The organism is Salinicoccus sp. Bachu38 (assembly GCF_038561955.2).
Classification (GTDB): domain Bacteria; phylum Bacillota; class Bacilli; order Staphylococcales; family Salinicoccaceae; genus Salinicoccus; species Salinicoccus bachuensis.
On record NZ_CP138333.2, the window covers coordinates 2,579,045 to 2,596,934 of the forward strand.

Here is a 17,890-nt window from a genome sequence, read left to right on the forward strand (position 1 = left end):
ATCCATGTAAAAAAGTCTGACATCACATGTCAGACTTTCTCACATCATCTATCTATTCCGAAGCATCCGAATGGCATATATCAACAGACCGAGCATCAGAAGCACACTTCCCATAATCACCAGCATCGTGTTCATCCCCGGGTCTTCTATGTTTTCACCAGCAGATACCTGTTCTTCCGGTTCCAGATTTTCTGCTTGCGGTTCATCTTTTTCAGAAAGGTCAAAGACGAGACCTTTTTTTCCTTTATTATCAATCGTCAATGTTTTGTCTGCCTCATCCGCTTCATACCCCTCAGGTACATCCATTTCAAGCGTATAGTCTCCGGCCGGCACTTCCGGGAATTGGAATTTTCCTTCTGCATCCGTCACCGCTTCATCTTCCTTCTCTCCCGAGAGGGAGACCGTGACATCCTCCACACCTTTGGCACCTGCCATTACCTTTCCCTCAATCGAAAACTCAGTCACTTCAGACTGATTGATATTCACCTTCACCGGTTCCATTTCTACAACCGGCTCCTCAGTTGGCACTTCAACCGGTTCTTCGATGACCTCCTGGGTGAATTCCTCGACAGTCGGCTCAAGCGTCTGTTCCACAGTCGGTTCAGGTTCGTAGTCTTCATATGAATCTTCGTAAGATTCCTCAGTCCATTCTTCATATGTCTCTTCAGTTTGAGGAGGGACGTAATCATATGTCTCTTCCGTCCACTCCTCATAGTACTCGCCGGTATATTCCTCTTCTGCAGAAGGTTCTGAGGTCGGCTCCTCCATCGTGTCTTCAGTCGAAGGGTCCTGTGAATTCTCCTGGGTCGCTTCCTCATGAGTATCTGCAGCTACCCGAGAAACAGGTATGAGTATAATGAATAGTATAATAGCGATATAATAGGCAATTTTACGCATGTCAGCCTCCAATGATAGTCTTATATTTTTAGTGATGCATACATTTCAATCCACCAATATCTGTAACACTAGGTTAAATAATACTATAAAATAAAAAATAAGAACACCTTGGGTACAAACTGAATTATGACTTGAAGCATGGCTTGCTTCATTTATTCATTATCTTGGCTCCTCATCAGAATCCGCTTTTTCTTTGTAATACTGTTTTTCTTCCTTTTCACTGATAAAAGTTTTCTGAAGCGGATAATGCGCCCTTGAAAATGAACCTCCGCTCACATCCTTCACAGTACTGACAACAGTAAATGCGTTCTCATCTATCTCCCCAATCAGTTTTTTCAAATAGAATAGTTGCTGTTTTGGAACTACAACATAAATAAGATTTTCATCATCCCCACTCCGGTCGTTCCTTCCTTGCAGTATGGTGGTGTGGGCGCCGAGATTATTTCTGATGGAACGGGCTATTGATTCACTATAGTCCGAAAATATATGTATGATCTTCTTTGATTCAAAACCTTCCAGAACATAGTCAGTCACTTTTTTTCCTATAAATAAGGCCACAACAGTATATAGTGTCAGAATGGGTCCTATAACCATTACCCCACCCGCCACTACTAAAGCATCCAGCACAAGGTTGGTTCCTGTTATTCCCCAGCCAAAGTTATAATTCAATACCTTTGCAATTGTAGATGTCCCGCCAATAGTACTCCCTGAACGGAAAATGAAACCAAAACCGATTCCAGTAAAAACGCCTGCATAAAGCGCCGCAAGGAGAGGATCACCCATCGGGGAACCAAAACCTTCCAATAAGAAGAGAAAGATGGAAAATAAGGGGATGGAAATAATTGATTTTAATATTATCGATTTAGGCAGATAACGATAACTAATTAATAAAACCAGACCATTCGCAACCAAAGTTACCAGTGCCGGAGACCAGCCCAGGCCGAAATATAGCAATAGGGACAACCCAGGGATTCCTCCCTCTGCCAGCGAATTGGGCATGGCAAATATCGCTACTGAAAAAGCAAAGAAAAAAGTACCCAGTACCATAAGTCCAAAATTTTTCATATCGCACATCCTTTTTCTCTACAATGATTTCAAGTATATAAGTTTTAGTCTCATATTGCATCAACACTGGAAATGTTATTTAATTTATATTCTTTAACCCAAAAAAAACCTCTGTCCTAAAAGGATCAGAGGACTATAGAATATATGCTGTTATTCCCACCCGATACTTCGCCAATACAATATGCAGCAATATAGTTGATGTGACAGTCTTTTATAGAATATCGACAGCAATAATAAAGTTAAGTTTGATATAAAGTATGCCATGTATTGTTTAATATTTTCAGTATTTTCAGTACATTTGAAACGTCAAATTGCCTATGTTACTTTCATGGTAGAAAGAGATTCAATCATCTCTGAAAGGGGAGTTCTTAAATGAAGAAAAGAACTTTACTCAGTTCACTACTAGTCTCGAGTACACTGGTGTTTACAGGAATGAGCGGCACGGCACAAGCAGATGAAGCGGAGGAAGAAGAGGGAGCGAAAACTGTCTGGGGCGAAATACTCCCTGCAGAAACTGATCCGGATGGTGACGGATGGGCGAACACAGGATTTGATATCACATGGATGTCCCAAGAATCTCAGGACAGAATTAACGAATTGGCTTACGAAAAGGACTTCGGCGAGTTGTCCCAAGTAGAATTTAATGAAAAAGTCGCAGCAATATACCAAAAAGAACAGCAGCTTCAGGCTGGAGAAAATAACGGACAGACAAACTTTCCTCAGCAAGGAATTGACGCAGTGGATATGGATGCAACAAAAGAAAATATGGCTGAACTGGCATTATATTCACCTGAAAAATTGAATGACGCTCCGCTGAAAGATACACCGTATAACTATAACTTTGTTTATGACGGTTATGAATTCCATTTTTCCTATGACGGCACGTATTGGAAATGGTCATATGCAACTTCAAAGAACTTTACGGATGATGAGCTGATTTACCTGGCCCATAATGATCCAGAGAAGCTGAATGAAAAGCCGGTGAAAGCCGGGGCCTACGACTTCCACTTATACGATCATGAAAACAAGTATGTTTATCATTTCTCTTCTGATGGAGAAAAATGGTCCTGGTCATATAAGAAGAAGTAGTCCAATTTTAAGTTTAGACAAATAAAAAGACACGCCGCAGGACGGTTTTCCTGCGGCGTGTCTTGTCTGTAATCCATTTTCTGATTCATGACTATAAAACAGAAGCACTCTATAACCACTGCCGTTATAGAGTGCTTTAATTCTATTCAGCTATTCCCACTCGATTGTCGCCGGTGGCTTGCTTGTTACGTCATAGACGACGCGGTTGATCTGTTCGCTCTCATTGACGAGGCGTTTTGAAATGCGTTCCAGTACATCCCAGTCGATTTTGGCGAATTCACTCGTCATGCCGTCGATGCTTGTGACGGCACGGATGCCGATGGTGTGGCTGTATGTACGGTAGTCACCCATGACACCGACGGAGCGGATGTCCGGAAGGACTGTGAAGTACTGCCAGATTTCACGGTCGAGTCCTGCCTTCTTGATTTCATCCCGGAGGATCCAGTCGCTTTCGCGCACGATTTCCAGTTTCTCTTCTGTGATTTCACCAAGGATGCGGATGCCGAGGCCCGGGCCCGGGAACGGCTGCCTCCATACAAGGTGCTCAGGGATGCCGAGCTCTATGCCGAGCTCACGCACTTCATCCTTGAACAGTGTGTTGAGCGGTTCGAGCAACTTGAACTGCATGTCCTCCGGCAGTCCGCCGACGTTATGGTGCGACTTGATCGTCGTTGCCGTTTCTGTACCGGATTCGATGATATCCGTGTAGAGCGTGCCCTGGGCAAGGAAATCAACGTCTTCGAGCTTGGACGCTTCATCGTCGAATACATAGATGAATTCATTGCCGATGATTTTCCGCTTCTGTTCCGGATCGGCCACGCCTTTAAGCTTATTCAGGAAACGGTCCTTTGCATCCACTTTGATGATATTCATGTTGAACCCTTCACCAAACTGTTCCATGACCATTTCCGCTTCGCCCTTGCGGAGCAGACCATGATCGACGAAGATGCATGTGAGGTTGTCGCCGATCGCCCTGTGCATCAATACGGCGGTAACGGATGAATCCACCCCGCCGCTCATTGCACACAGCACTTTCCTGTCGCCCACTTCCTCGCGGATCTTATCAATTTCAATGGCGATGAAATTATCCATCGACCATTCTCCGTGGCATCCGCAGATGTCACGTATGAAATTCCTGAGGAATGTATCGCCATTTTTGGAGTGCTTGGATTCCGGGTGGAACTGCACGCCATAGATTTCCTTCTCTTCATGCCTGATGCCTGCATACTGGCACAACGGCGTATAGGCGATTTGTTTGAAGGCTTCCGGAATATGAGTGACTTTGTCGCTGTGGCTCATCAGAACCGTTTCATTTTCCGCCAGTCCTTTGAACAGTGGTGCATTGATATCCAGACTGATTTCAGTCGGTCCGAATTCCTTCTCATTTGAAGGGACGACTTCCCCGCCGTTCAATTGTGTGATGAGCTGCATGCCGTAGCAGATGCCGAGCACCGGTACGCCAAGTTCGAACACTTCCGGATCCACAGTAAATGCATCCTCTGCATAGACGGAACGGGGTCCGCCTGAGAGGATAACGCCCTGTGGGTTCAATTCTCTGATTTCTTCTATTGTAATGCTTGGGTTATGGAGTTCACTGTAGACTCCAAGGTCCCTGATACGCCGTGTAATGAGTTGGTTATATTGACTGCCATAGTCGATAACCAGTATGAGTTCCTGCTCTTTAGCCATTTCCATCTTTCAACCGTGCTCCTATCTTATCTAGAGTAGTTCGGGGATTCTTTAGTGATCTGGACATTGTGCGGGTGACTCTCGATCAGTCCTGCACCCGTAATCTTGACGAATTGGGAGTCCTCCCTCAGAGCCTCAAGGTTCTGTGATCCCGTATAGCCCATGCCGGATCTCAATCCACCCATCAGCTGATAGATTGTATCGCTGAGTGGCCCCTTATACTCTGTACGCCCTTCAATGCCTTCAGGAACAAATTTCTTCGCTTCCGAATCCTCCTGGAAATAGCGGTCCTTGGAGCCTTTCTCCATCGCCCCCAGTGAACCCATGCCACGGTATGTCTTATATCTTCTCCCCTGGAAGATTTCAGTCTCCCCTGGAGATTCGCTCGTCCCTGCAAGCAGGCTGCCGAGCATGACAGCATGTCCCCCGGCTGCAAGTGCTTTGACGATGTCGCCGGACAGCTTGATGCCGCCATCTGCAATGATCGTCTTACCATGTTTCCTTGCCTCACTCGCTGCGTCATAGACTGCAGTGATCTGAGGAACACCAACACCTGAAACCACCCGTGTTGTACAGATGGAACCCGGACCGATGCCGACTTTGACTACATCGACACCTGCGTCGATCAGTGCTTTCGTGCCTTCCGCTGTTGCCACGTTTCCGGCAATCAGCGTGATATCAGGGAATTTATCGCGGACATCACGGATCGCTTTGAGTACACCTTCCGAGTGTCCATGCGCCGTATCGATGACGAGCGCATCCACCCCGGCTGCGATAAGCTCTTCAGCACGCTTGTCCGTCTCTTTGGCGATGCCGATGGCACCCGCCACAAGCAGACGCCCCTGGCTATCTTTGGCAGCACCGGGGAATTCGATGACCTTCTCGATGTCTTTTATTGTGATGAGTCCTTTTAATATATTGTCTTCATCGACCAGTGGGAGTTTTTCAATTCTGTATTTCTGAAGAATCTGTGCCGCTTCATCCAGTGTCGTACCCACTTCAGCAGTAATAAGATTCTCCTTCGTCATTACATCATCAATCGGTTTTGAATAGTCTTCGATGAAACGCAGGTCACGGTTTGTAATGATGCCGATCAGTTTCTTCTCTTCCGGATTGTTGACGATTGGAACACCGGAAATACGGTATTTGCCCATCAGATGCTCTGCTGCAAACACCTGCTCCTCCTTCGTCAGGAAGAAGGGATCTTTGATGACACCGTTCTCGGAACGCTTGACCTTCTCCACCTCATCACGCTGGCGTTCAATCGACATGTTCTTATGGATGACACCAAGACCCCCCTGGCGTGCAATCGCAATCGCCATGGCAGATTCAGTCACCGTATCCATGCCTGCACTCAAAACCGGTATGTTCAGCCTGATGCTCTCGGACAGCTGTACGGACAGATCCACTTCTTTCGGTAATACTTCTGAATGCGCCGGTACCAGCAGCACATCATCAAACGTCAAACCCTCTTTTTCAAACTTTCTTTCCCACATTCTTATTGCCTCCTATTTTAAAATAGTGCACCTTAAAAAAGACATATGATAGGAACAATGAAGATACAGCCGATGATCGGATATCCAATTGTTATTCCATAGCAGCTTTATTTAAGGTAAAGCCTAGAAACTCATAATCCATATTATTATGATTATATGAAATAAAATAATTAATTACTTATGATAGCAAAAAAGCCCGGTATAAACAATGCATTTTCGATAATAGGGATAATACTGAAAATTTGAACAAATACTTTAAGAGGGTTTTGAAGAGGTCAGACAGGGAATATTAACTAAAATTGAAGATATTTGTGAAAAGGAGGTTCATCGTGAATTATTTCGAACTGTATGATAGTCAGGAAGCAGTGCTCGATCGGATTACACAGTTGAAAGCTGAAGGGTATTATGAAGAGGATATCCATCTTATGGGCCGGGACGATAAAGAATTCGAAGCCCTTGAATATACAGAAGTCGTCTATCATATCCACGTGACGGGTGACATAGGACTGAAGGAGATATTAGCCAGAAACGAGCCGGCAGAACGGTTCCTTCATGATTATGAACTGGATGAAGACGAAATAGAAAGATACTTATTCAAAATCAGTGAAGGGAACTATCTGATGTTCTATGCAGACCTGGATCTCATGGAACGGAGGGAAGAACAGCAGGAAAGGGAAGAAAGTGCAGAAGCGGATTTCAAAGGGGAAGTCAAAGACCCTGAATAGATCGGAAGAAAAAATGATCTGAAGCTGCTGTATGCAGCTTCAGATCATTTTTATTCTGTGGTTCCACTAATAATTACTCCTTCGCGCCCAAGCCGCTTTCCTTCACCACCTGCAGTGCATTCAAGCCGCCCACATCAGTAATATTCAGATTCTTCGGCCTGAGCATTTCCATTTCATGCCCCTTTTCAATACAGACATTCCTAATCTCATCAGCCGATAGAAGGTCCATATATTCATACGACTTGTGGTTCAGGATCATCTGCCTATAATGATGAAGCGACAAATTATATATGTCACCTTCCCTTTTTTGGATATCAATTTCCTTATGCCGGTTCAAAAAATTGCAGTATGTAAAATGATGACGTTCTACATTACTGCCGCTATCGAACCCATTGAAATGTACATGATAGCCTGCAGACAGTTCATCCTGCACCTCTTCGGATAACTGTCCCATCGATCTTTCCACCTTGTTGAAAATTTCAAGAACCAGGTCCACCTCTCCGGACACATCCATAGTCACCTCATCCCGGCTGATCATTTCCATGACATGGGGATACTTCTTCTGTATCCCTTCAGTAAGAATATCCATGTAGTAGCAATAGGAATCCCAATTTGCCGAGTCAAGGAGACTCATAATCTTGAACTGGTTCAAGAGCACCAATCTTGCCAGAGGACTATCCAGCCCATTCACTCCGTTGTCGTCCGCCCCCATTTAGAAGATGAAGTCCAGACACCAGCAGTTGCTTGCTTGTTTCATTGCGTCATCACTAAGTGGCATACTATTCCCACCAACCAGTAGCATTGCCACCATCAAATATTTTATCAACTTTTTCAATTTCATATCTCCTAATCTTTTTCGAGTATTGTTTCTATATAGGAACACATCCATTGTAAAAGATTTGAAAGAAAATAAGCATTGTTTTTTAGGAAATATTCCTCGCTGAATAGTTTTCTAATTTATTCAACAATTCAACCTCATTATAGTTTTCAAAAAAAATCTTATTCTTTTCTTTCAAAACTGTATATTCTTCATACTGTCGCAAGTGTATCAAGGCGGACAATTTCATATACAATATATGAACAATCAAGTATGTAGAGTCATTTTTATGAAGTATATCCAAGGCTTTGTTACAATACTTCAATGATTTTTCATGTTCGTTATCTTCACAGAGACTGACTGCCAAGTTGTATAGGATTTTCACTACCAGGCCCGGAGATTGTTTCTTTGATTTTTCATAAAATAATAGGGCATCTTTATAAGAATCTAAACCACCCAAATCAGTCATATTGTATATATTTCCTTTGGCCAGATGCATTTCTGCGACCGCTTCATACATCCATTCATTCGTCTGGTTCTTTTCTATCGCTGTACTGATCAGGCGGAGTGCCATTCTATATTCTCCCTTTGATTGCTTTACAAGCCCCTGATGCCAATACTTATATCCATCGAGTTCCGGCGACTGCTTCCAGAATCCGCCGCTCTCGCTTTCCAGAATCTCAGCCATCTTTATGTAATCCTGGTTTGATCTTGCATCATCCAATCGCTCCCGCACAATAAGGTCGGGTGTCTTGTCACCGTTGCAGAATACATCATGTATGCTCAGATTGAGGCGTTCCATCACATCCAGAAATTCATCCAAACGTATGGTGAACTTTCCATTTTCCAATCTGGATATTGCGGGTTGGGAGGTAATGCCTTCCGCAAGTTTTCCCTGGGAGAGTGCCATCATTTTTCTTCTTATCCTGATCTTGCTTGAGATATCTTCCAATCATTTCCACCCTTTTTAGATTATTATTCCACAGCCCTGTCAGGACGTCCATTAAATTTTTCAGGAGAGTTTATTAAATATACACAGGGGTATAAATCTAATACGTATTAGGATGATGCATGCGCGCTATGATCAGTCATTTTCTAGAGATGTAACGAAACCTAATCATCAAACAAAATGGAGGTATGAGTTATGCGTAAGATTGAATCATACATGAGCGAACAGGAAATGTTGGGGAGAATTGAACAGCTTAAATCCGAAGGGATAGCCGAAAATCAGATTACTGTAGTTTCCAGAGAAGAGCTTGAAGGTTCTTCCTTGAACTATACTGATGTGAACTACAAGACTTCCGAAGGAAGCACTTGGGATAAGATCGTTTCCTGGTTTACTGCAGAACAGCCTGAAGAACGGGTAATGACAGGCCTCAATCTGAATCCACAGGAAGAGGAAGAGTATAAGGAAGCCTTGGATAGCGGTAAGATTCTTCTCTATGTCAACGATGAAATTGAAGGGGACACCACTGACTATCCTAAAGATCCACTGCTCGAAGATGATGAAGACAGGGTGGATAAGGGTGACTCTGCAGAGCGTCCAAGATCCACTCCTGGCAGTGCGCATAGCCCTGGTGTAACAGGAGCGGCTGGTGCTACAGCGGCAGCTGGTGACATCGGTTCTGATGAGCGGGATGAAAACCGTTACGTCGATGGCGCTGAACGGCCGGAAATCGACAGGGAAACAGATTCCGCCCTCGGTAGCGCACACAACGAAGGTACGACTGAAGCAGATGGCGGCATCGGTTCCAATAAACGGGATGAAAACCGTTATGTCGATGGTGCTGAACGGCCGGAAATCGAAGAGGACTATCAATATGCTGATCGGGATAACCGCGCAATCAACGACGACATGGTCGAAGGACGTCGTGACCAGAATGTAATCAATACAGAACGGGATGCACCATTGGATGATAGGGAAGGGCGCTATAGCGTTGATGAACGCGCCTTGAACACCAGTGGCCCTGCAAACGATACCGATGAGTTTGCAGACCGGGATGACCTTACGGACGAAGAGAAAATCCAGCTTCGCGAAGAACGGCTGAACGTAGACAAAGAGAGGGTTCAGACAGGTGAAGTGAATGTCGACAAGCATGTTGAGACGGATCATCAGGAATTCGATGTGCCGGTCGAACGTGAAGAGGTCACAGTAGAGAGACGCCCCGTGGATGGAGACCGTCCTGCAGGCGATGTTGACGCGGATGACCATGACTCCATCAATGTACCGGTCAACGAAGAGCGTGTAAATGTAGAAAAAGAAGATGTCGTAAATGAAGAAGTTGTCGTCAAGAAAGACAAAGTCAGAGACACGGAACACGTTTCCGAAGATGTCCGCCACGAAGATGTGGACATTGACGAGACGACAAATGACAGAGGACGTCTTGATGACGATCGTCTGGATAGAGACAAAGATAGACTATAATAGATTCAATTGGCTCCATGGCTCAGGCCATGGGCTTTTTTTACGCAAAAAATCCCCATCCATTAAGGATGGGGATTTCACTCACATTATTATTGTTCTTCTTTTATATAGTACGCTTTACAAGGGTACTAGACTTAATAGAAATAACGTTATTCCAAGGTTTTTGGGTACTTCAGTCTTGTTTCAATTCCGATACCGTTTGCCCTTTATTTAAAATTTTGCCCTGAGATTGCCCTGAAACCAAACTCTTTCTAGGTGAGAATACCTTATAGTATCTACTCTATATTAATTAGTTCATTATGCTTGTATTGTAAAGTAAAAAAGCCACCTATTATGAGGTGGCAGAAATCGTTATATATTAAAAAGTTCATCTAATAACTCTAGACATTCTTCAATGGATAAATTCGAGTACATTACAACACTGCCATATATAGAAACTGTAAAACTGGCTTCTTTATCCCTGAATGGATAAGCAACAGCCACATTAGTAAGTTCACCAGCAGTGTGCATTATGTCGAAAACTTCCGTGTTGTGAACTTGTTGACCGCTTAATGAACTACCAGAAAGAGTTTCTATAGTGACATTTTTGAATTGAGTTTTCCTAACGTTATTTGAGGTTTCCATGATTTCATTCAAATCAAATGTTCTAGCTTCGTATTCCAATTGGTATTGTGCCTTAAAAAAATCTCTGATTTCCATTGCTGCTTTTTTGTTGGCGAATGCTATCATTGTACCATCAGATGGTCTTACTAACACATCATAGTTGTTTTTTACTATAACTTGATCTAGCTCTTCTCCTAATGCTCTTGCTCTAATACTGATTACCTCATCCATTACTAAATTGCATCTGATATAACTTCTAACTTCTTCATTTGTGAATAGTTGAGTAGTTAATTTTTCATCGTACCCGTTAATTTCTTCTATTCTTTCGGCAGTATTATTATTAACTTCGATATTATTACTCATCGTTTCAAATATCCATATGGATTGCATAGTTTTATCTCCTTAAACAATCATAAATTTTTCTGCAACTTTATAAACCTGGATGTCATTTTTTGAAGTAAAGTTAAGTTTATTCTTACTAATAATAACTTCATCGTTTATATTGTTTTCTGATATGAAGTTAGTATCAATTACACATAACAATTTTTTAATGTACCCTGATTTGAGAGCCCCTATATCAGCTGATAGATAAGGATTTTTAACTTTACTGTAATCAATAGTAAGGGTATACATAAAGCTATCTATGTTCAATTTATTTTTAATAAATTTACAAAAATCAATATAATCGTCAACAGTATTAATAGCGTTCTTATAGTTAGTTGTGGTAACGAAACACTCTATAGAGAAGTTCTCTCCAAATTCATCTGCTGGAAAATCATCGAAATTTATCGAAGCAATAAAGTCACCCATATTAATGGTTATAGAATTATTCGAAGAGTTTACTTTCTTGCTTTCAGTATAGTTATCTCTAACTGATTTAGCTAGACTCTTGATATCCAATTCGTCAATGGTTGCCCTTGAAAGAACTGAAAACTTGACGGCCTTTTTCCTATTAAAAAGTTTTGTTATAAAGAAATAGAATTTTATCTGGTTATGGTAAAAGTGTTGAAATAGTCCATAAGCTGTCCCTAGAATTCCAAAAACTGAAGAGATATATCCAATCAATTCCATTATAACACCGCCTTTCTTCATATAAATTTACATTATTTTTTAGTAAATTGAAATCATTATATCTTTTTTGACTTTCTTCTCTTTTAATACCCAATTTTAAGTAACCTCTCTCATTTGAGGGAAGCATTTTATTTAGGGAATAGAGAGCGACTCATCGCTCCTTTCAAATCACCTGATCACATTTTTCAATTTACATTGTTATTTAAATCATCGAAATACGTTAAGTAGTCTCGGGGAAATGTCATAGATTTACAAAACTCTCCATATAACTTTGGATTATTGGTCTCAAAATCATTAATAGTCTTACTTATATCATTTCTAAAGTCATCTTTGACTGTAGTCCTTTTCCTAAATACCCTATTCATGCATAGCATGAGAGAGAAAAGCCCAACTTTACCAATATCTTCATTGTAATTTTTAAATACATATCTCTTAGAAGCTAATCCTCTTACATAAGATTCTTTTGAAATTTTGGGTTGCTTTATGTAAAATGTGTTAGAAATTATATCCCCATGAGCTGCGCCATTTCTGTAATTGTTCATCATGTTTAAACTATACATAAATATATCTTTTTGATGCTGTTTATAACCACCTAAGTAGTGACTTACAATATCGTCTTTGATTTTCTCACTACAGATTTTATACAAATATTTCTTATTGCCAAAATCCATACTTTGAAATAGTATCCATGGTGGTACATTATCGTAATAATTTTTATAGTGCTCTATTGGCTTTATTCTCTCTTTTTTCAACCGTTCAATATTTTGAAATACAATGTCTTTTTCTGTTGCACCGCTTGGTAATAACTTGCCTCTATTATATTTACTTCTATCTAAATAAACTTGATCTTTATAACTTAAATGGATGCATATATAATGTGACAAACTCGATATAAAGGACTCTTCAAATATCAATATATACTTAAAAATGACTGTACTCAGTTCTCTATCAAAATTGTATAAATCAATTAAATCTTCGAAGCTGTACCCGCTATAATCTTCTTTAGAATCCTTCAAGATGTTATTCTTGAATCCATTGACCAATTTATAGTAAGGAATATTATGTAATACTACTTCAGCTACATCTTCTTGCTCAAATTTAAGATTACGCTTTTTTAATAACTTTATCTGGTGAGCTTTAGTTATAAAAGGTTTCTTCGAATAAAACCTATCTTCTATACTATATAGTTGATTTAATAACTCCTCAATACCCCATCTTCTCTCAAGTGCGTCATTATTTAAAAAACTATAAAAATTCATTCCTTTAATTTCATTAACCATTATATCCCCACTTATAAGAAAAGCTCTACTATTTATTTAAAATAGTAGAGCCATGGCGGTTAGCCTTATATTACATATTATTGTACTACACATAAGTATAGTAGTAAAGTTTTTTAACACTATTTTTATATAATATTTACACCAAGTTATGTGGTAAAATAAGCCATTCTGAGCGACTTCAAATATTTTAAGAGCATATATCGTAAAAGTTCATAAACGCTATACTCCATCTATCTTATGTGCTCTTTCACTCTAACATTAAATTCCTTTTCTTTGTTATAATTTAGTTAATTTATAAAGGAAGTGAGTGTTGATGTGATCTTTGTATATATGTTTGCATTTTTACTAGCGATTTTTTTATATAGAACAACCTCAACTGGATTGGATTATAACTCAATCAAACGTGAAGCTAATAAATTCGAAAATTGGTTAAATGATAAAGATAAATTAGTCAAAGCTCCTAATGGCGAAGTAATGAGGCAACTACTAAAAAAGGTTGATATTAACGACACCCCAATTGCGTATACTGATGTTTTAGGTCCCCGACATTACAGAAATGTTGCAGTCGCCCCTTTACAAAGCTATCCGACAGCTGATCGACAAGTTTTGAAGCAGTTGCTACCCCTGATATATCAAGGAGTCGACGCACATCAGTATAAGTTTCATCAAAATTTTAATTTAATGTACTGGATAGACTCGGTTGTATTTTTCCCAAAGTGTGTGATTGGATATCTTGGCCTAAACAATGACAATGTATTTACTCGAGTCGTCAATATTTTATATTGGATATTTACGCCAATACTCTTACTATTGAGAGACAAGGTATGGGAGATTTTAATGAATCTATTTTCTTAGATGCTAAACTTTTTTACTCATCACCAGCAGAACGTTTGTACTTCTGGCTCCAACAATTGCGTGAAAGATTTTAAATTACTGACAAGTACGGTTATTTATAACCTTTCTACTACTATCTGCGATATATGTTACAAACGTAAAAAAGCACCGAATCATCATTTGACTCGGTGCTAATCACATATACATTATCTTATTTATTTTAGAGCTAAAGACTAATTTACCATCATATTTAAGCCTTTACTCTTTGGTATACTAATTTATATAAGCTTCCAGAACATTTTATTACAAAAAATAGATATAAGAAGACTTAGTTAAATAAAAATAACCACCCTGCCCGCCTAAACTGAGTGGTTGTTGAAAAGCGGTAGCCTCTCAAAATTATTTTAACATGAAAGGGAGAAGAATATGACAGAGAATAAGAACAATAAAGAAACTAAGAAAGAGAACAGCAGACCCCACGCATTAAAAGAATCTAAAAACTTTACAACCAGCGAGTATAACCCGAAACCTAAAAACTCACCTGAACCTCCTAAGAAGGATTAGATTTTTTAGGTTTAGCAAAATGGATTAGGATTATTTTTAATTGTCGCTCGTAGTCTATGAGAATTTCTCTATGTTCGTTATCAGTTTTATTATAAACTTTGATCGCTTGCTCATATGTGGTGGTGATATCTATTTTATTTCTTATCGATAATTCTGGTCTGTCATGTGAAATATAGCCCGTTGCACCCTCTATAATAAGCTTGTCATCAAACGTAAATATATATGCTTGGGTGAAAGTTTCATTGGGTCTACTCATCATTATTTCATCAAACACAGTGCGGTTAGAATCGTTAGGAATGTTAAGCACGAATTTCCACTTATTTAATAAATCTTTAGTAATTTTAATTATTAGCGGCCAAATTAACACAGAAAGTATAAGAACAACTATCATAGAAGTAAGAGCAACACCTATAAGAGTTTTTGGTGTTATTGACTCTAACGGAAACGAGTAATCACGAGAAACAAGTACTAAATAAACCACAAAGATATTGATGAGGGATAATCCTGTAAGAAGAATTAGTTTCTCATCTTTATTATTTTTATCTACATCCAATAGTCTAAATTGGCTTAGAATCCAGTATGATATAAACCCTGGTACACCTGTGGCTATGATTGATAAAAACAAATTCACTAATAATCACCTTTTCTTTTTATTATACCAACTTCATTACCTAATACTAACACCTAGGTATAAATGAGCACTGAAATTATATATTAAAGATAAGCAAAAGGTCTCACATCTAATTAAATATCGATGTAAGACCTTTTGAACTTCTTTGACAAATGTCTCAAACCATTAAACTACTCCGGTTTAAAACATTCCTCAATTTTCAATTGGTTGAACGTCGTCCCATGAGAAAGGAATGTCTGTGTCGTGTTCATAAGCGGTGATGCTTTCTATTGTTATTTTGAAATCTTCGTTCTCTTTTATAGGCTTAGGAAAATTTACCGCCTTATCTTTTAAAGAATACATGTGGAAGATAATCCTACTTCTGATACCGTGCCATTTGGTAGTATGTCCATCTAATTCGATCAATGGTACTCCAGATACTATATTTCTAGCTCTTCCAATGGTTTCTAAATAGATCTCATTTTCGTCCCAAAATTTTTCTTCTATATAAAATACAATCTCTTTGGTTATTTCATTAGAACCCTTAGAGTCGATATGAGTGTTAAGAGCAGTGTGAAACTGCTTTATAGTGGGTTCATTAAATAGTTTATACTTTACTGTGACGCTAAGCGTCTTTCTTCGCTTTTCGAAATTTTGCTTGGCTTTTTCAATGCGAGGAATAATCATGCTCATCTACTTCACTTCCTTAATAGTCTTGTAGGGATTTCCATCTGTAGTATGCCAATTCTCTAAGTACAGTAGTGTTTTATACAATGGTTGGACTGCGGTCTTTTGTTCTTTGTTATAAGAAAGCAATACAGTGTTCCCCTCACTCTTAATAAATTCGGGTAAAACGTCTGCTTGACGAATTAGCTTACTTATTTTAGATATCTCTTTTTCAATTTCTTTTTCTTTCCTTCTCAATTCTTCAACCTGACTCTGAATGCTGTTTCTATCTTTAATTAGCTGGTTAGATCTTGCTTCAGCTTTTGCCTTTTCAACTTGGTGATTATCTAAAATCACTTTTACTTTTTCTGCGGGAATGGTTACTGAAATTTTATTTATATTCAATTTTAAAGATCGCTTTAAATGATTAATGTTTTTTTCGATATGATTATACTCGTCTTCGGTCTTAGCTTTTTCTAATGCTTCTTCATACATCTCAAGTTCTTCTGTATAACTCATTTCATTCGACAAACGTTGCTCCTCCTGATCAAGATGTAACATTACTTTAAACGTCTCTTCAAAGTACGGTAGTTTAAGTTCTTTTTTGTCAATCACTGTCTTTCTACTTAAAGCACTTCCGAGTTTGTACTCCTGATCTTTTTCCTTCCATACTTTAAGCATATCTTTAATATTCATAGAATCTCCTCTTTTTATCATTAATCTAGATTTAGATTAGGGGGAGCCCCCCTTATATTGAAATTATTTTTAACTTTTTTTCTGGAGTAGACTCCCCCTCGCCGTTCCCTGGACTCAAATTAAAATCCATTTGGTTTGACCCGGGGGTCTAGTTTTTTTCCAGATTCCTCAGTACAACTTCAAGTTTTGCTAATCCCTTAGTTACATGAATCTAATAGTTATTGTCTGGCCGAAAGATAAACTCTTTGAAAGTCAGATGTGCAAGCAATTTTTCATTGAACCAGGTTTCTTTTGTCCCGCTGATGCTGAGAATTGTTCACTCTTAGTACAACCCTTGTTCTTTCTTCGAAGGTACATCTTTGAACGCTTCTTGAACGAGAAATTTTAAAACTTTTCATCAAATATCAATTCTACCGCTCCTTCCTTAACATCATCAGTATTTGTCTTGTGATATGATCGGGTAATACTATCGGCTTGCCTGACTTATCATATGTGAATACGTTTATAGATTCACTCCCTTTCTTCTCTCAAAATATTTAAGAAGTTTTTATCAAGAAACTCGTACATCTCTTTGGCCTTGAAGATAAATGTGTCACCCTGATTTTTTGGGTAGTAGACAATCTCCTCTAAATCCTTCTGATAATTTGGTTTATAAAGCACATTCTGTTTAATCCATGGAGCGCTATGGCTTGTGTGAGCGACCAGCTCTTTCATCTTGATGAACTTGCCTGTCAACTCCACACTCTGAAGCGCCTCGTATTCTTCGCGAGTAATGATGACATGGTCTTCCGGGATCGTCACTTGAATATTCAACCTTTGGATTTAAACCGCCTGCTTTCTACTAATTCAGCTTTCAGTGTAGCTGAGTATCTTCTTGATCTCAGCATGCTTATTATAGATGTACTGCTCCGAATAGTGATTTTCTCCTGCAATCTTCGCGAGTGTTTTCCCGTGAATATATTTCTCTTTCGCAATCATATTATGGATGCCCTTGAACTTTTCAACGGTCTTCTCGATGGCTTCCGACTGTTCCTTGAGCTTGTTGATTAGCACCTTTTTGTCTTGGATTAACTGCGAGAGCTCACGCTGCTTTAAGAGTAGGGCTTCGAATGACTGAGTTTTGGATAGGTCTCCCTCCTTCCACCTGTAATATTCTATTTCTGCACAACCGATATCAATTTCAATTACGGCAATTTCTTGGTTGATAGCCTCGTACCTGCTGAGCCACTTAATCACAGGACCACCTCTGCGCCAGCACTTCACTAGACTTGGCAAACAACATTCCTCTTCCAGCCTCACATAGAAAATTAAAGCTCACACTTACACCACCTAAACTTATTTGATACACCTTCATGAATTGAAA

General features: G+C 39.6%; 19 protein-coding genes and 1 riboswitch. Of the genes, 5 read left to right on the top strand and 14 right to left on the bottom strand.

The window, feature by feature from the left end; translation table 11 throughout:
* Positions 1-48 precede the first annotated feature (48 nt).
* Together RQP18_RS13090 and RQP18_RS13095 are read right to left on the bottom strand one after the other, a co-directional pair.
* Positions 49-897, bottom strand: coding sequence for a prealbumin-like fold domain-containing protein (locus RQP18_RS13090; protein ID WP_342388104.1), 849 nt, complete (start codon positions 895-897; stop codon positions 49-51).
* Between the two features lie 159 nt (positions 898-1,056).
* Complete coding sequence (locus tag RQP18_RS13095) at positions 1,057-1,962, bottom strand: YitT family protein (protein WP_342388105.1); 906 nt, start codon at positions 1,960-1,962, stop codon at positions 1,057-1,059.
* A gap of 372 nt (positions 1,963-2,334) precedes the next feature.
* Here RQP18_RS13095 and RQP18_RS13100 point away from each other — a divergent pair, with 372 nt between their 5' ends.
* On the top strand, positions 2,335-3,051 hold the full coding sequence (locus RQP18_RS13100; RefSeq protein WP_342388106.1) for a hypothetical protein: 717 nt from the start codon (positions 2,335-2,337) through the stop codon (positions 3,049-3,051).
* Positions 3,052-3,201: 150 nt separating this feature from the next.
* Here RQP18_RS13100 and guaA read toward each other — a convergent pair whose 3' ends face one another.
* Together guaA and guaB are read right to left on the bottom strand one after the other, a co-directional pair.
* On the bottom strand, positions 3,202-4,746 hold the full coding sequence (gene guaA / locus RQP18_RS13105) for a glutamine-hydrolyzing GMP synthase (protein WP_342388107.1): 1,545 nt from the start codon (positions 4,744-4,746) through the stop codon (positions 3,202-3,204).
* A gap of 20 nt (positions 4,747-4,766) precedes the next feature.
* Positions 4,767-6,236 carry an IMP dehydrogenase gene (guaB, locus tag RQP18_RS13110; protein WP_342388108.1) on the bottom strand — a complete coding sequence of 490 codons (1,470 nt, stop codon included), beginning with the start codon at positions 6,234-6,236 and terminating at the stop codon, positions 4,767-4,769.
* A 79-nt stretch (positions 6,237-6,315) separates the two neighbouring features.
* Positions 6,316-6,416, bottom strand: a riboswitch (purine riboswitch).
* 149 nt (positions 6,417-6,565) lie between these two features.
* On the opposite strand from guaB, the gene RQP18_RS13115 reads away from it, so the two are divergent.
* Positions 6,566-6,961 carry a general stress protein gene (locus RQP18_RS13115; RefSeq protein ID WP_342388109.1) on the top strand — a complete coding sequence of 132 codons (396 nt, stop codon included), beginning with the start codon at positions 6,566-6,568 and terminating at the stop codon, positions 6,959-6,961.
* Between the two features lie 73 nt (positions 6,962-7,034).
* Here RQP18_RS13115 and RQP18_RS13120 read toward each other — a convergent pair whose 3' ends face one another.
* The gene (locus RQP18_RS13120) at positions 7,035-7,673 is read right to left on the bottom strand and encodes a YfbU family protein (protein WP_373446083.1); all 639 of its coding nucleotides are present in this window, start codon (positions 7,671-7,673) and stop codon (positions 7,035-7,037) included.
* Positions 7,674-7,884: 211 nt separating this feature from the next.
* Positions 7,885-8,730, bottom strand: coding sequence for a helix-turn-helix domain-containing protein (locus RQP18_RS13125; RefSeq protein WP_373446084.1), 846 nt, complete (start codon positions 8,728-8,730; stop codon positions 7,885-7,887).
* 192 nt (positions 8,731-8,922) lie between these two features.
* On the opposite strand from RQP18_RS13125, the gene RQP18_RS13130 reads away from it, so the two are divergent.
* Entirely contained in the window at positions 8,923-10,203 is a 1,281-nt protein-coding gene (locus RQP18_RS13130; protein ID WP_342388112.1) for a DUF2382 domain-containing protein, read from the top strand.
* 351 nt (positions 10,204-10,554) lie between these two features.
* Here the strand turns inward: RQP18_RS13130 and RQP18_RS13135 are convergent, their stop codons facing one another.
* The 3 genes from RQP18_RS13135 to RQP18_RS13145 form a co-directional block, all read right to left on the bottom strand.
* Positions 10,555-11,196: a hypothetical protein gene (locus RQP18_RS13135; RefSeq protein ID WP_342388113.1), complete on the bottom strand. Its 642-nt coding sequence runs from the start codon at positions 11,194-11,196 to the stop codon at positions 10,555-10,557.
* A gap of 12 nt (positions 11,197-11,208) precedes the next feature.
* Positions 11,209-11,898 (bottom strand): hypothetical protein, encoded by a 690-nt coding sequence (locus RQP18_RS13140; protein ID WP_373446085.1) that lies wholly within the window; start codon positions 11,896-11,898, stop codon positions 11,209-11,211.
* A 164-nt stretch (positions 11,899-12,062) separates the two neighbouring features.
* A complete protein-coding gene (locus RQP18_RS13145; protein ID WP_342388115.1) occupies positions 12,063-13,157 on the bottom strand; it encodes an Abi family protein in 1,095 nt (364 codons plus the stop codon).
* A gap of 303 nt (positions 13,158-13,460) precedes the next feature.
* Here RQP18_RS13145 and RQP18_RS13150 point away from each other — a divergent pair, with 303 nt between their 5' ends.
* Positions 13,461-14,012: a hypothetical protein gene (locus RQP18_RS13150; RefSeq protein WP_373446086.1), complete on the top strand. Its 552-nt coding sequence runs from the start codon at positions 13,461-13,463 to the stop codon at positions 14,010-14,012.
* 405 nt (positions 14,013-14,417) lie between these two features.
* Positions 14,418-14,555: a hypothetical protein gene (locus RQP18_RS13155; RefSeq protein ID WP_342388117.1), complete on the top strand. Its 138-nt coding sequence runs from the start codon at positions 14,418-14,420 to the stop codon at positions 14,553-14,555.
* On the opposite strand, the gene RQP18_RS13160 is transcribed toward RQP18_RS13155, so the two are convergent.
* The 5 genes from RQP18_RS13160 to RQP18_RS13180 all read right to left on the bottom strand — a co-directional run bounded on the left by RQP18_RS13160 (position 14,542) and on the right by RQP18_RS13180 (position 17,580).
* Positions 14,542-15,186: a hypothetical protein gene (locus RQP18_RS13160; RefSeq protein WP_342388118.1), complete on the bottom strand. Its 645-nt coding sequence runs from the start codon at positions 15,184-15,186 to the stop codon at positions 14,542-14,544. The two genes, RQP18_RS13155 and RQP18_RS13160, sit on opposite strands and share 14 nt — an antisense overlap.
* Positions 15,187-15,378: 192 nt before the next feature.
* A complete protein-coding gene (locus RQP18_RS13165; RefSeq protein WP_342388119.1) occupies positions 15,379-15,858 on the bottom strand; it encodes a hypothetical protein in 480 nt (159 codons plus the stop codon).
* Positions 15,859-16,527, bottom strand: a complete 669-nt coding sequence (locus RQP18_RS13170; protein WP_342388120.1) for a hypothetical protein — start codon at positions 16,525-16,527, stop codon at positions 15,859-15,861. It lies immediately after the preceding gene.
* A 510-nt stretch (positions 16,528-17,037) separates the two neighbouring features.
* Positions 17,038-17,340 (bottom strand): DUF771 domain-containing protein, encoded by a 303-nt coding sequence (locus RQP18_RS13175; RefSeq protein WP_373446087.1) that lies wholly within the window; start codon positions 17,338-17,340, stop codon positions 17,038-17,040.
* Between the two features lie 33 nt (positions 17,341-17,373).
* Complete coding sequence (locus tag RQP18_RS13180; protein ID WP_373446088.1) at positions 17,374-17,580, bottom strand: hypothetical protein; 207 nt, start codon at positions 17,578-17,580, stop codon at positions 17,374-17,376.
* Between the last annotated feature and the right edge of the window lie 310 nt (positions 17,581-17,890).